Raw genomic sequence first — 12,799 nt, 5'->3', positions numbered from 1 at the left:
AGAGGTGAAAAATATGTTATCAAAATTTTTAATTTCAAAATTCGTAAAAAATTCGGAGGATGTTAATAATAAAAAAGTAAGAGAAGCTTATGGTTACCTAGGCGGCTTAGTTGGAATTATAGTGAACTTAGTTCTTTTTACTACAAAACTAATTATAGGAATAATATCAAATAGTATAGCAATTACTGCAGATGCCTTTAATAATCTTTCAGACGTTGCTTCTTCTGTTATTACAATTCTAGGTTTTAAACTAGCTAGTAAGCCACCAGACAAGGAGCATCCATTTGGTCACGGAAGGCTTGAATATATTTCCGGACTTATAGTTTCCTTTTTAGTAATACTAGTAGGTTTTGAATTTATTAAAACCTCTTTTGATAGAGTAATTCATCCCTCAAAAGTAATATTCAAACTTATACCCTTTGTATTAATATTAGCCTCTATAGGATTTAAACTTTGGATTAGTGGATTTAATAAGACCATGGGCAAGGCTATAAAATCTTCAGCCCTTGAAGCTTCTTCAACTGATGCATTAAGTGATGTTGTTAGTTCAAGCTGCGTTGCACTATCACTACTTCTGTCTATTTGGATCGACCTTCCCATAGATGGATACATAGGAATCCTTGTATCCTTTATCATAATATATGCTGGCTACAAGCTTATTCGCGAAACTATGAACCCGCTTCTTGGTGAAGCTCCTGATAAGGATTTAGTAAACGGCCTTAAGGAAAAACTGCTTACCTATGATCATATTACCGGTGCCCATGATTTAGTTATCCATAACTATGGTCCAGGTAGATGTATGGGTTCTATTCACGCTGAAGTTCCTTGTGATATTTCTATAGTTAAAATTCACGAAATTATCGACACAGCTGAAAAAGAAATTTCTGAAGAATTTAACATTTATCTAGTTATTCACATGGACCCTATAAATACAGATGATGAAGATGTTAATGCCTCTCGTTTGGAACTTTTAGATGTATTAAAGTCTTTTTCTATAATAAAATCAATTCATGACTTTAGAATTGTAGGCGAGGGCGAACATAAAAATCTTATTTTTGATGCTGTAATTGATTTTAACCCAAGCTTTACAGATGTTGATGGACTTAACCTAGAAGATGAAATCAATAAAGAACTAAAAAAATGCTACCCAAATTATAATGCCATAATGACCTTAGATAGAGATTATTTAGGAGTCCAATAAAATTAAAAAAGTATATATTACTACAGATGCATTCTCTTCGCTAAGAACTACTTCAATGCATTTTACGTAATATATACTTTTTTTGCTCATTAGAGTATTCTATCGCTGATGGATCACTACATCTTATATCCATGTCTATTAACCCCTCCGATTATATAAATGAATTTTATTGCACAATAAAATTACAATATCGACACAAAACATATATTCTTTTCTTACAGGATATTAAGAATATGATGTTAACTTAATCAGTTAATTTTTTTGCCTTTATAAATAAAAACTGGGGGTTTTTAGTTAATTTATCATATATATTAGGCTCTTCAGTTTTAAATTGTTCTACCGGCATAGGTTCCAATAGTTTTTCTATTGTAAAACCCGACTTAATTACTGATGCTATGATTTTGCTTAAAGGCCTCCTATAAAATTGAACTTTTACTTTTCCCTTGTTTGTGGTCCACTCATCATCTAATAATTCTGTCAAAAAGTAATTTTCCTTACTAGATAACTTAAAATCCATAAACGGATGATGGACGGAAAAAACCAGTTGCCCTCCTTTCTTTAGAATTCTATTAAATTCACTCATTACCACCTCCCAATTTTTAATATAGTGAAGTGTCAATGATGATAAAATAACATCTATAGATTCATCATCAATAAAATCTAATGGCTCATTCAGATCTGCCCTTATGATTTTAGCTTTATTCCCAACTCTTCTTTTAGTCATTTCTATCATGTTTGGACTGAAATCTAATGCAATTACACTTGCACCCTTATCTAATAACAACTTGGTATACCACCCCGCAGCACAACCTGCGTCTAGAACTTTCTTTCCTTTTACATCTGTAAGCATTGATACGGTTGCAGGTCTTTCATAGTAGGCATTAAATGGTTTTGTATCTACATATTTAAAATAATGTTCAGCCATTTCTTCATAAGCATTAAGCGAAACTGAGTCTTTATTTATAACTTGCTTCTGCTGTAGTAAATTTTTCAATATAATTCCTCCTCACTAATTGTAGCACTAACCATTGAGTTCTATAGAACCCTAGCTTATGTAAAAAAAATTTCTCAAATAACTTAGGAACGCATAATAGTTATTAATTGTTATGTGTTACTAAGGAATATTCTATTCTTACTTTCTTACTATTTAAAACTATATGAAGTTCCCGCCGTTTTATAACCAGTCTTTTTACTAATACATAACTTTTCCCTACTGTTTTTCAAGGAATTGGATTTTCCTTTAAAAGACTTTTATTAGTAATATATCTTCTCACGTCGCTTTCTTTTGTTGAAAACATTTTTTGTTTTTTTTGCAAAGCATGCTTGACATTTAATGCAAAGTACACTATGCTTAAAATGCAAAGCAAACATTGCAAAGGAGAGCTGAGATGAAAACATGTATTCAGGAACTACGAAAAAAACATAAATTATCTCAAGAAGAACTAGCATTAGCAGTTGGTGTTACAAGGCAGACAATCACATCCCTAGAGCGCGAAAAATATACAGCATCACTTGTTCTTGCATATAAAATAGCAAAATATTTTAATTTGAAAATTGAAGAAGTTTTTAATTTTTCAGAAGTGGAGGAATTATAAAATGGAAGAATATCGAAAAGTAGTAAAGAAAAAAATAGGACTTATGGCAACATTTAATGTGTTGGCAGTTGCCTTCATTACATTAATTGTAAACTTAGAAAATATGACAGCAATAATTAATGAACCTATTACTGATTTTATACATGGGTTCCAATTAGGTATCTTCATATTTTTGCAATTTGTTATGGTAATGTACATTACGAAATATGGAAAATCATTGAAAAACGAAGATAAATTAAAGAAACTATATATAGTGGAACATGATGAGAGAACAACACTTATTAAAAATAAAATTGGTGGCGTAGGTTTTAACTTTTCCTTAGGCGTAATTGCAACTGCCGCAATTATGGCTGGATTCTTCAATCAAATGGTTTTTGTCACTTTACTTGGTGTTCTAATTTTTATGTCACTCGTAAAAGGATTCTTAAAAGTATATTACAGAAATAAATTTTAGGAGGTAGATTTAGTATGAAGAGAGGACATTCTAATAAGTATTTAACCATTGCTAGTTTTTTTGGTTTCATATGTTTCATAGGACATTTCATTCATTTGCCCTGTATTATTGTGGGTTTCTGCTTTGGTGCTTTGATAGCATTCTCTACCATTGGTTTATATGCTTTAAATCATGATATAAGTAAATTAAAAAACTTTAAAAGGAACCTTATTAGAAGAATTGCTAGTAATTAACAATCAAATAGTGTGTATTTTACTAATAGAGAAAGCATAAGGCTTAAACACAGCCTTATGCTTATCTTTTATATTCAAATAAGCAATCTCTTTTAAATTTGTTTACATTCCTTATTTTATAAACAAACTAAACTATTGACTATTTATTTTAAAATTTTTAGCAATATTACATATTTAACTAACTAATATAAAATACTAAGAAAAATAATAAAAACTGTATAATATAATTAGATAATTCTAAATTAAATGCTTTAACTTCACACAAGACTCACAATCATACTTTATAATTAACGGAAGAGGTGTATATATGAATGAAAAAATACTTGTAATTGAAGACAATAAAAATATAGCAGTGTCAATAATTGTAAAATTAATTTCAGTTATTAGTTTTATAATTATTTGGTTATGATTTTTATAGGAACGGCGGTGATTTAGGGGCGACACCGATATACGCATAAAAACCGGCGACTTGATGTGAAAAATCTACATTGAGTCGCTGGTTTTTTTATTTGCAAATTAATTCATACTCATTAATGTTTTGTTGCCTTATCTTAATCTCTGGCACAAAATCAATGATTATTTTGTACTTCTAATTTTTCATAACCATGTTCTTTTTCTGGTTCTTTCCTATATTTATTTTTAGTTTTTCAACTGAAAATGGGTTCCCATGTGCTGGGAATATTCTCTGGCAATTTTCGGAAATTATTTTTCTCCAACTCTCATAATATTCATCAATATTGCAAATAAATATTACACAATACTTTGTTCCAGCAAATTTGAGCATATTAGCAGCGGCATCTCCTACTATACAATCACCGTTATCAAACAATACTGAAATAGAATCTATAGTGTGTCCAGGTGTTTTCAGTATTTTCCCGTTTAAATTAATTCCAATATCTTTGAGCCTTATTTCTTCTTTAACAAGAATATCATTTACTCGTACCTTATAGGGTGGAAATTTAAGATTGCTTTTTTTGTCTATAATTCTTTTTAAATGTATCCCAATATATATCTGCTTAAGGGAAACCAATTGTTTTATGCGTTTGTTTATGAGTCCACCACCATGTGTTAGATCATTTTCTCCCTTTAACAATAAATCTTTTGCAAGATAAGACATTACTACTTGAACACTACTATTTTCTTTCAATATTCTATTTAACAATCCACAATGATCATCATGATGATGCGTTAGTATAATATGACTAATATCAGATAATCTAACACCAACTGATTTTAATCTTTTACAGAATAAATCCCAATCATATTCATATCCTGTATCAATTAAAATATATTTGTTATCAGTTTTTATTAAAAAGCAATTAGTCACACTAAGCTTTAATTGGATAATTTCCATTTTGGTACCCCTCCATTATTAATATAATTTTGAAATCCCCTCTAAGTTAATAGATGCTATCAAGGTTCATAATCCTTATTTAATTAGTATTTTCAAATATAAATCTAACTTTACTCTCCTTAGAAAAAAACTAAACACTAATATTGAATAAATTATATAATTAATTACAGTTGCTATTGCGGAGATGCAATATTAATGACTTCGGAAGGAGATTTATACTCCCACTGAAGTTTTCTATTTGTTATGGCATGTAACCCCCACTTATAGAAGTGGGAGACTTTCCTTCTGAAATGTTATTAAACCAAGTGATTTTACCGATTGGCGACCTATAACTGTTAAAGGTTGGTCGTAACTGAATGACACTGTTTACACGGATTCGCCCCTAGAATATGATATGGTGGAATATCTTTTGTTACTACAGAATTAGCTGCAATAATGGCACCATCTCCTATATGTACACAAGGCATTACGGTAACATTTTGTCCAATCCATACATCATTACCAACTACAGTATCACCTTTTAGAGGCATATCTTCAAGACTAGGTGTAGCTTTTTCACAATATTTCCCATAATATTAAATGGATATGTTATAATATTTTTTGATTTGCATAATAAGAAGATTATTCACTTATGAAATGTTCAAACCCCTCAGCATATTTTGTAGGCGAAAACTCAATTATTTCGTATTCGGCAATTTTATTAATATAAAATGGATCTTCTTTAATTATTGTTTTAACTTCTTCCCTATTCTTTGCATTACAAAGAATTACTCCACCTACCCTCGGATTTCTTCTGCCTGAACAAATAAACTTTTGTAATGAATAATATTTCTCTAAATGTTTTATATGTGGTTTTAATTCTTTTTCAACTTCCTCAAGTGGCTTTATATACTTCAATACTAAAATAAACATTAATATTCCCCTCCTAAAAACTATTTTTAATCAACCTTATTATACGATTATGACCTAACTATGAAAACTGTCGTTAAATCCAAGTAACATCTAATGGGTTACGATCTACCAGTCGCTTATAACCATATTGGGGATACCCAACCATAACTGCACCTGTTAATACTTTATTTGTTGGAATGTTAAACAATTCCAGCAACGGATAATAATTATCAAACGCACACATTTCAAAGAGTCCGGCCCAACAACTGCCTAACCCAAGGGTAGTTGCAAACAGTTCCATGTAGGCAAAGGAAAAAATCGTATTTTCTCTACCATTTCTAATTTCTTTTGGAGCCATTGCTAAAATTAGATTTGGAGCATCACGTAATACTTTATCTATCCCAGTTTCTCTGTAATCACGAACATGATAAGGAAAACTCCAGTGGTGCAAAGGATTTTCAATTTGTGCTTCCATCCATTCTATGACAACCTCAGTAGCTTTTTTCAGTATTTTTTTATCTTCTACAATTATATATGATATTCCTTGCTGGTTACTGGCAGTAGGTGCAAAACGTGCAATATTAACTAATTTAATTAATTGTTCTCGTTGCACGGCCATGTCTTTGTAACAGCGAATTGATCGACGAGACCTAAGAAACTGTTTAGCAGTTTCTTCATTTACAACCGGGAACTTTTTTAGATCGGTCTGGTTATTTAAAGGTGTTTTGATATTGTCAATTGCACTGTGAGGGCATATGGCAACACACTGCCCACAGGCTATACATGCTTGTGGCTCAATTGCTACAGGACCATTTTCTCCCATACCCAAAACTTTTGGTGGGCATACTTTCGTACAAATTCCACATTTAATACACTTTGCTTGGTTTACTTTAATTAATTCCATTGGTGTTCACCCCTATTTTGTATATTCATAATTTCCATAATGTACTTGCAACGGTATAATATTACATGATAACATCGTTATTTACAAGTACACACCTATTAGTAGCATAGTATCTATTTACATACTATGCATTTAAAATCAATCAAATTTAATTGATTAATCAGAACTAATGCGAATTATATCTATTTTACTGAGGATAATGCTCTTTTTTTTATCAACATGAGTCACAGTGATTTATAAAAAATTATATCTAAGTGATTTTCTTAAATCGAAGCATCACTATTTTTTATTAATGTTTACTTCTAATTAATAAAGTGGTACTATATAAATATAGTACGAAACTAGAACTATACCAATACGGTACTATAATTCAGAGGAGGAACTTATATGAAAAGCAATAAAAATGTTTTTAAGGAGAATTCAAAAATAAATTTTAATAAACAAGCTGAATCTTACGATAAAAGTGCTAATGGTAAATTCGTAGCTCCGATGTATAATGAAATTATTAACAGAATAATGCTTATTAAGCCTAAAAAATTACTAGATGTTGGATGTGGCACAGGAAATGTATTGATGAAATTAGTTGAAAATAGTAATATAGAATTATATGGCTTAGATATTTCAGAAAAAATGATTGATATGGCTAAAAAAAATCTTGGTAATAGCGCAGATTTAAAAGTTAGCGATTCAGAATGTATGCCTTGGAAAAATAATACTTTTGATGTGATTGTATGTAATGCATCATTTCACCATTATCCAAACCCAGATAAAACATTATTGGAGATGAAGAGAATATTAACATCTAATGGAACATTAATTATTGGAGATCCAACCGCACCAGTAGTTATTAGACAAGTATTAAATTTATATTACAAAAGAAGTGATACTGGTGATTATAAAATATATTCTAAGAAAGTAATTGAGGACCTTTTAATAAAGACTGGATTTAAGCCATTTAATTTTAAAAAAATAAACTATAAGACTTTTGCTATTAATGCTAATATAAAAAAATAAGCAATAGATAGAAAATAAATTTTGGGGTGAAACTATGGATAAAGAATATAAACGACAAGTGGATGAATTAAATAAGTTATCGCATTCTATGCTAGCTGAATCTAATTATAAGGATATAGAATCAAAGTTTTTAAGGATACGAGGATTGAGCACTAATGAGCTTTCAATACTTAGAATTATTTCTGAAAAAGAAGATGTTATTATAAAAGATATATTAGAAATATTAAGTGTACCTAAAAGTACATTAACTAGCATAATTGATAGATTAGAAAAACGCGATCTTATTGTTAGAGCTATTAGTAATAAGGATAGAAGATCCTATAAGCTAGAACTTACTGAAGAAGGTCACATGGCACAAGAAGAACATCTTAAATTTGAAGAAGAGTTTTACGCAAGGATAATGATTTCTTTAGATACTTATGAGGATAGAGAAAATTTATTAAAACTTATAAGAAAGATAGCATACAATATTTCTAACTAATATCAGTAAATTATCGTGAAATTTTAAAATTTAATGCTAATTATTAATTGCCCAATTCTCTAAAAAATTAATTGTCTCATTCCATGCATCAATATTTGCTTTTGCCCAACTGTCTATATCGACTCTGGATCCTTTTAATGATGGCATAGACTGAAATGGTACTGTTAGCATATGACCTGACTTTTCATAGGTGATATGTTTATATTCATATTTAAAATTTGATTTTTCAAGCAACTTCATAGCCATTTCTGAATGCATTTTTGAAGGCCATATGGAGTCTGATTCAGAGGATATCATTAGGATAGGTCCATTTATTTTATTAACGGCGATTGTGGCTTCGTCAGTATTGCCTTCATCAATCAGCTTTTTGTACATCCATGACAACGCACCCTCTTTATTTTGCAACATTTTTATTACTAATTGCAATATAATAGAACAACTGAATTTCAGACAAGAAATTTCTTCACCTTTATACATCCATGAAGAATGGTGTGCTGGCAGTCCACCCTTTTTTATCCCTTCATATGCATAGCAGCTAGGCATATTGGCAATAACACAGGTAATATCCTTGAATAAAGAGGCTGCCAAAAGAACCATTTCTCCACCCTTAGACCTTCCATACATTGCTATTTTGTCTTTATTAACAGTATCTTGTTTTTTTAGCCATGTTATAGCATTTTCAATATATTCAAGTGGTACACAATTAAGATTTTTGGGTGTTCCTTCAAGTCCAAAATAACAAACTGCTAATGCAGAATATCCCTTCATAGCTAAGATTTCAGCAATTGCCTGTGCTTTTTCTATTCTTCCGTCGCTTCCACTTACAACAATTACTGCTGGCCTCTTCATATTGTTTTTTGAAGTAAAATATCGTGCCAATAGATTCTTTTCTACTACATCTACGCTTTTAATCGTTTCATCGCAGAATATTCTTATATGCTCTTTTGATGTAATGGCTTTCCCATTCCTCTCCACCGTGCATGTAATGGTATATTTTCTATTTTCACTAATATCGCTTAATTTTTGCATTAACTTACCCCGATGATTTGGTTCATCTGCCCTTGACATTTTTGGTGTAATCTTTATTTCACAATTATTATTATTATTACATTCGTTTTGCTATAAACATATTTAAAGATACTTTAGAAACTTTAGTAGTCATGATAATAACTCTTTTTTAAAAATAGACAGTATATTGACAAGTTTTACATGTTCTGCTATTATTATTTTAGACAGTATAATGTCTTAAAGGAAAGGGGCATATTTATGGATAATTACAGAGATCTATTTTTAATGCAGCAAACTTACGCTACACTTTTTTCTCTTAACAATAAGCTTCAGGTACAAGGCGATAAATACTTTGAGAGCTTAACGTCAAGACAGTTTATGGCAATGATTGCAATTATTCATTTGGCGGAAGATGAAACAACAATCAACAATATTGCGAGAAAGTTAGGTACCACCAAACAGAGTGTTAAACAAATGATAACTATTATCGAAAATAAAGGTTACATTATCACGATGCCGAGCCAGAAGGATAAGCGTGCAGTGAACGTTAAAATTACGGAATCCGGAAAACAGATCATGATGGAATGCGGTGAAAAAGGAATAAACTTTTTCGCAGATGTTTTTAAAGACTTTACCACGGAAGAAATGGAAATATTGTGGAGCCTATTAAAGAAACTGTATCGTTTTGACGGTGAAGAGCAGGATGGTTTTGAAGAAGATGCTAGTTTAAACGCGGAAGAAGAAGTAAATGACGCTCAAACGATAGTATTAAAGGAAGCTCAAGCGAGGGCATTAAAGGAATTTGAAAGACGAAGAAATCATTCTCGAAATGAGAGGAGAGATAAAAATGAATAATATTGTTACAGTTAAAAATTTAGAAAAAAGTTATAATAAGAAAAAAGCTGTTGATGGAATAAATTTTGTAGTAAATAGAGGTGAAATTCTTGGACTCTTAGGTCCTAATGGGGCGGGCAAGAGTACAATTATCAATATCTTGGCCACTATATTATCACCTGATAATGGCGAAACAACTATTTTGGGGCATGATTTAAAAAAAGATGTAAAAGTCATCAAACTGCGAATTGGAATAGTTCCTCAGGACCTGGCCATTTATGAAGAAATTACTGCCGAGAAAAATGTACGTTTTTTTGCAAGTCTATATAAACTCAAAGGAAAGCAGCTGGAAAAACAGGTCAAGGAGGCCCTTGAACTCGTAGGTCTTTACGATAGGAAAGATGATAAGCCAAAAACCTTTTCAGGCGGCATGAAAAGAAGATTAAATATTGCTTGTGCCATTGCCCATAAGCCAAAGCTTATTATCATGGATGAACCCACAGTTGGTATCGACCCCCAATCAAGAAATCATATATTGGAATCGATTAAAATCCTGAAAAATGAAGGTGCAACAGTTATCTATTCCACGCATTACATGGAAGAAGTGGAAGCGATTTCTGATAGAATCATTATTATGAACGAAGGAAAGATTATTGCTGAAGGTACAAAAGAAGAATTAAAACAGGAAGTGAATGATAAAATCACATATTCCTTTCATGTAAATAATTTAAATGAATTAAGCAATAATCATTTTTCTGGAATTGATGGCATAACAAAAATTAAAATCACTGAAAATGTGATTAAAATAACTGCCGAAAAGTCAAAGGATAATCTCAATGAAATCATATCCATAATCATAGCAAAGGGCTGTAAGATTGAAAGTATGAGCAGTAAAGAGGCATCTCTAGAAACTGTATTTTTAGAACTTACCGGAAAGAATCTAAGGGATTAGGAGGAAATACATGAACTTTATAAAAATAGTCAAATTTGATTTTATGAATATTATTAGAAACCCAACTCTGCTAATGTTTAACACTGTATTTCCAATAATAATGATTGCGGTTATGGGTTTTGTGACAAAAGGTAACTATGGTGCAGGGCATGTAAGTTCCTATGATTATTATGGAGTCACAATGATGATTTTTACAGCGTTATTCATTGCCATGACAGCTTCCAATACATTTATGGAAGAAAGGGTAAAGGAAGGTAATACTCGCATAGTATATGCTCCGGTTTCAAAAACAGAGATATATCTATCTAAATTGATTGCTACTTATATTTTGGGTACGGTTTCATACAGTGTTTTATTGCTTGTAGGACAATATATTTTTCACATTAACTTTGGAGGAAAAAACATTCTGTATATTATGTTGTTAATCAATATATTTTCGTTATTTGGCTGCTCTGTCGGCACCATGTTCTGCTGTATTTTCAAAAGTGAAGAAGGAGCAAATTCTGTAATGCAAATATTTTTGTTTTTGTTTATATTTTTGGGTGGCTTGTTTTTTTCTGTAGCTAGTCTTGGAACTATAGTGGAAAAAACATCTTATTTATCGCCAGTCAAGTGGGTTACAGAATGTGCATTTAAGGTCATTTATGATAATGACTTCAGCATATACCTCCCTACTCTTCTCATTGTGTTGTTTAGTAGTATCATCTGTATAATAATATGTCAAATCACTTTTAAACCGGAGGAATATGTATAATGAATGTGCTCAATCTATTTAAAAATAGTTTAAACAGGATTTTAGCAAAAAAAGAGATAGTTATAATTGCAGTGGTCATTGTACCACTTATGATTGGAGTTGCTGTATTTTTTTCTGGAAAAATGGAGATGAGGCAGCACATTGCTTTAGTAACAAATCATGCACAGAGCATTCCCAAAAATGATAGGATTAAAATTGATGTAATGAATGAAAAACCGGCTACTTCGAATCTACTTTTGGGTAAATATGCTGCCGTTGTGGAAGAAAAAAACGATGGAACCTATGAGGTAACAGGTATAAAAAGCAAAGCTGATAAGGAACTCATAGAAAACTTTTTTAACTTCGGTAAAATTCCCAAAATTGATCAAAGTAGACAAGCTAAAAGAGGTGTTGGAACAAACATTTTAGGGTTTATTCTAATGATTGTTTTAATGCAGGGGGTTGCTTTGACAATCCTTTATCCAGAAGATAGAACCCTTAAAACATTTAGGCGGATATTAACGACACCCGTAAGCGAAAAGCAATATATTTTTGCACAGGGAATTTTTACATTTTTATGTCTTTATATACCCACCTATCTAGTAATTGTTATCACAAAGGTGTGTTTTAATATAAAGATTGGATTTGGCCTTTTAATGCTAGCAATGTTAATTGGAATTCTTACTGCCCTCTCAACATCACTTGCTTTATTTATTTCATCAGTGCTAGAGAGAAACATCTCTTTAGTGGCCAGTGCTATATATGTAATAACTTGTATATTATCAGGCTGTTTTTATTCCTTTACGGGGAACAATAAAGTTCTTGATACCATTTGCAGTATCATCCCACAAAAATCATATATGACGCTGATTCAAGGGATAGAAAACGGGAATGGAATGTTAGAATTTAAAGGACAACTCATATATTTACTTATTTGGATTGTTGCACTGTGGCTCTTAGGAAGTATTATTACTAAGCGGAAAATGAGGCAAGGCATCTATTAACGCCTACAGTAAGTAGTAGAAATATTAATTGGTAGAAAAATTTGTTTGTAAAAATTTGAAATAAAAGCATACAACATAACGAAAATGTCACATTCGTTAGTTTAATCATATATATCTTACTTTAAAATATTCAAAGTAAGA

Annotated in this window: 15 protein-coding genes and 1 pseudogene; 10 read left to right on the top strand and 6 right to left on the bottom strand. The window is 31.0% G+C overall.

Annotation, left to right across the window (positions count from 1 at the left end):
• The first annotated feature begins 13 nt into the window (after nt 1-13).
• Nucleotides 14-1,201: a cation diffusion facilitator family transporter gene (locus KTC94_RS14345; protein ID WP_220286111.1), complete on the top strand. Its 1,188-nt coding sequence runs from the start codon at nt 14-16 to the stop codon at nt 1,199-1,201.
• A gap of 244 nt (nt 1,202-1,445) precedes the next feature.
• On the opposite strand, the gene KTC94_RS14340 is transcribed toward KTC94_RS14345, so the two are convergent.
• Nucleotides 1,446-2,195 carry a class I SAM-dependent methyltransferase gene (locus KTC94_RS14340; RefSeq protein WP_258876386.1) on the bottom strand — a complete coding sequence of 250 codons (750 nt, stop codon included), beginning with the start codon at nt 2,193-2,195 and terminating at the stop codon, nt 1,446-1,448.
• A 394-nt stretch (nt 2,196-2,589) separates the two neighbouring features.
• On the opposite strand from KTC94_RS14340, the gene KTC94_RS14335 reads away from it, so the two are divergent.
• The 3 genes from KTC94_RS14335 to KTC94_RS14325 are packed head-to-tail and all read left to right on the top strand — an operon-like array spanning nt 2,590 to nt 3,483.
• Nucleotides 2,590-2,796 carry a helix-turn-helix transcriptional regulator gene (locus tag KTC94_RS14335; RefSeq protein ID WP_220319567.1) on the top strand — a complete coding sequence of 69 codons (207 nt, stop codon included), beginning with the start codon at nt 2,590-2,592 and terminating at the stop codon, nt 2,794-2,796.
• Nucleotide 2,797: 1 nt separating this feature from the next.
• Complete coding sequence (locus KTC94_RS14330; protein ID WP_220319566.1) at nt 2,798-3,250, top strand: hypothetical protein; 453 nt, start codon at nt 2,798-2,800, stop codon at nt 3,248-3,250.
• A gap of 14 nt (nt 3,251-3,264) precedes the next feature.
• A complete protein-coding gene (locus KTC94_RS14325) occupies nt 3,265-3,483 on the top strand; it encodes a hypothetical protein (protein ID WP_220319565.1) in 219 nt (72 codons plus the stop codon).
• 589 nt (nt 3,484-4,072) lie between these two features.
• On the opposite strand, the gene KTC94_RS14320 is transcribed toward KTC94_RS14325, so the two are convergent.
• The 4 genes and pseudogenes from KTC94_RS14320 to KTC94_RS14305 form a co-directional block, all read right to left on the bottom strand.
• Complete coding sequence (locus KTC94_RS14320) at nt 4,073-4,837, bottom strand: MBL fold metallo-hydrolase (RefSeq protein WP_220319564.1); 765 nt, start codon at nt 4,835-4,837, stop codon at nt 4,073-4,075.
• Nucleotides 4,838-5,202: 365 nt separating this feature from the next.
• A pseudogene (locus KTC94_RS14315) lies at nt 5,203-5,432 on the bottom strand (DapH/DapD/GlmU-related protein); the annotation flags it as partial.
• Nucleotides 5,433-5,458: 26 nt separating this feature from the next.
• On the bottom strand, nt 5,459-5,749 hold the full coding sequence (locus tag KTC94_RS14310) for a YciI family protein (protein ID WP_216301839.1): 291 nt from the start codon (nt 5,747-5,749) through the stop codon (nt 5,459-5,461).
• Nucleotides 5,750-5,822: 73 nt separating this feature from the next.
• The gene (locus KTC94_RS14305; protein WP_220319563.1) at nt 5,823-6,632 is read right to left on the bottom strand and encodes a nitroreductase family protein; all 810 of its coding nucleotides are present in this window, start codon (nt 6,630-6,632) and stop codon (nt 5,823-5,825) included.
• Nucleotides 6,633-7,019: 387 nt separating this feature from the next.
• Here KTC94_RS14305 and KTC94_RS14300 point away from each other — a divergent pair, with 387 nt between their 5' ends.
• Together KTC94_RS14300 and KTC94_RS14295 are read left to right on the top strand one after the other, a co-directional pair.
• On the top strand, nt 7,020-7,646 hold the full coding sequence (locus tag KTC94_RS14300) for a class I SAM-dependent methyltransferase (protein WP_220319562.1): 627 nt from the start codon (nt 7,020-7,022) through the stop codon (nt 7,644-7,646).
• Between the two features lie 34 nt (nt 7,647-7,680).
• Nucleotides 7,681-8,127: a MarR family winged helix-turn-helix transcriptional regulator gene (locus KTC94_RS14295; RefSeq protein WP_220319561.1), complete on the top strand. Its 447-nt coding sequence runs from the start codon at nt 7,681-7,683 to the stop codon at nt 8,125-8,127.
• 36 nt (nt 8,128-8,163) lie between these two features.
• Here KTC94_RS14295 and KTC94_RS14290 read toward each other — a convergent pair whose 3' ends face one another.
• A complete protein-coding gene (locus tag KTC94_RS14290) occupies nt 8,164-9,156 on the bottom strand; it encodes an acyl-CoA thioester hydrolase/BAAT C-terminal domain-containing protein (RefSeq protein ID WP_258876385.1) in 993 nt (330 codons plus the stop codon).
• Nucleotides 9,157-9,393: 237 nt separating this feature from the next.
• On the opposite strand from KTC94_RS14290, the gene KTC94_RS14285 reads away from it, so the two are divergent.
• The 4 genes from KTC94_RS14285 to KTC94_RS14270 are packed head-to-tail and all read left to right on the top strand — an operon-like array spanning nt 9,394 to nt 12,658.
• On the top strand, nt 9,394-9,990 hold the full coding sequence (locus KTC94_RS14285; RefSeq protein WP_220319559.1) for a MarR family winged helix-turn-helix transcriptional regulator: 597 nt from the start codon (nt 9,394-9,396) through the stop codon (nt 9,988-9,990).
• Entirely contained in the window at nt 9,983-10,921 is a 939-nt protein-coding gene (locus KTC94_RS14280; protein WP_220319558.1) for an ABC transporter ATP-binding protein, read from the top strand. The genes KTC94_RS14285 and KTC94_RS14280 overlap by 8 nt, the downstream gene beginning before the upstream one ends.
• 10 nt (nt 10,922-10,931) lie before the next feature.
• On the top strand, nt 10,932-11,675 hold the full coding sequence (locus tag KTC94_RS14275) for an ABC transporter permease (RefSeq protein WP_220319557.1): 744 nt from the start codon (nt 10,932-10,934) through the stop codon (nt 11,673-11,675).
• Nucleotides 11,675-12,658 carry an ABC transporter permease gene (locus KTC94_RS14270; RefSeq protein WP_220286120.1) on the top strand — a complete coding sequence of 328 codons (984 nt, stop codon included), beginning with the start codon at nt 11,675-11,677 and terminating at the stop codon, nt 12,656-12,658. Before KTC94_RS14275 ends, KTC94_RS14270 begins: the two co-directional genes overlap by 1 nt.
• Nucleotides 12,659-12,799 lie beyond the last annotated feature (141 nt).

The organism is Clostridium sp. CM028, from assembly GCF_030585565.1.
Lineage (GTDB): Bacteria > Bacillota > Clostridia > Clostridiales > Clostridiaceae > Clostridium_AD > Clostridium_AD estertheticum_B.
Note: the sequence above shows the minus strand (reverse complement) of the source record. Positions and strands in the feature narration are given on the sequence as shown.

Bases quoted from the DNA above. Each gene is read 5' to 3' on its own strand.
- KTC94_RS14345 (WP_220286111.1), top strand. From the start codon at position 14: ATGTTATCAAAATTTTTAATTTCAAAATTCGTAAAAAATTCGGAGGAT.
- KTC94_RS14335 (WP_220319567.1), top strand. From the start codon at position 2,590: ATGAAAACATGTATTCAGGAACTACGAAAAAAACATAAATTATCTCAA.
- KTC94_RS14330 (WP_220319566.1), top strand. From the start codon at position 2,798: ATGGAAGAATATCGAAAAGTAGTAAAGAAAAAAATAGGACTTATGGCA.
- KTC94_RS14325 (WP_220319565.1), top strand. From the start codon at position 3,265: ATGAAGAGAGGACATTCTAATAAGTATTTAACCATTGCTAGTTTTTTT.
- KTC94_RS14320 (WP_220319564.1), bottom strand. From the start codon at position 4,837: ATGGAAATTATCCAATTAAAGCTTAGTGTGACTAATTGCTTTTTAATA.
- KTC94_RS14310 (WP_216301839.1), bottom strand. From the start codon at position 5,749: ATGTTTATTTTAGTATTGAAGTATATAAAGCCACTTGAGGAAGTTGAA.
- KTC94_RS14305 (WP_220319563.1), bottom strand. From the start codon at position 6,632: ATGGAATTAATTAAAGTAAACCAAGCAAAGTGTATTAAATGTGGAATT.
- KTC94_RS14300 (WP_220319562.1), top strand. From the start codon at position 7,020: ATGAAAAGCAATAAAAATGTTTTTAAGGAGAATTCAAAAATAAATTTT.
- KTC94_RS14295 (WP_220319561.1), top strand. From the start codon at position 7,681: ATGGATAAAGAATATAAACGACAAGTGGATGAATTAAATAAGTTATCG.
- KTC94_RS14290 (WP_258876385.1), bottom strand. From the start codon at position 9,156: ATGCAAAAATTAAGCGATATTAGTGAAAATAGAAAATATACCATTACA.
- KTC94_RS14285 (WP_220319559.1), top strand. From the start codon at position 9,394: ATGGATAATTACAGAGATCTATTTTTAATGCAGCAAACTTACGCTACA.
- KTC94_RS14280 (WP_220319558.1), top strand. From the start codon at position 9,983: ATGAATAATATTGTTACAGTTAAAAATTTAGAAAAAAGTTATAATAAG.
- KTC94_RS14275 (WP_220319557.1), top strand. From the start codon at position 10,932: ATGAACTTTATAAAAATAGTCAAATTTGATTTTATGAATATTATTAGA.
- KTC94_RS14270 (WP_220286120.1), top strand. From the start codon at position 11,675: ATGAATGTGCTCAATCTATTTAAAAATAGTTTAAACAGGATTTTAGCA.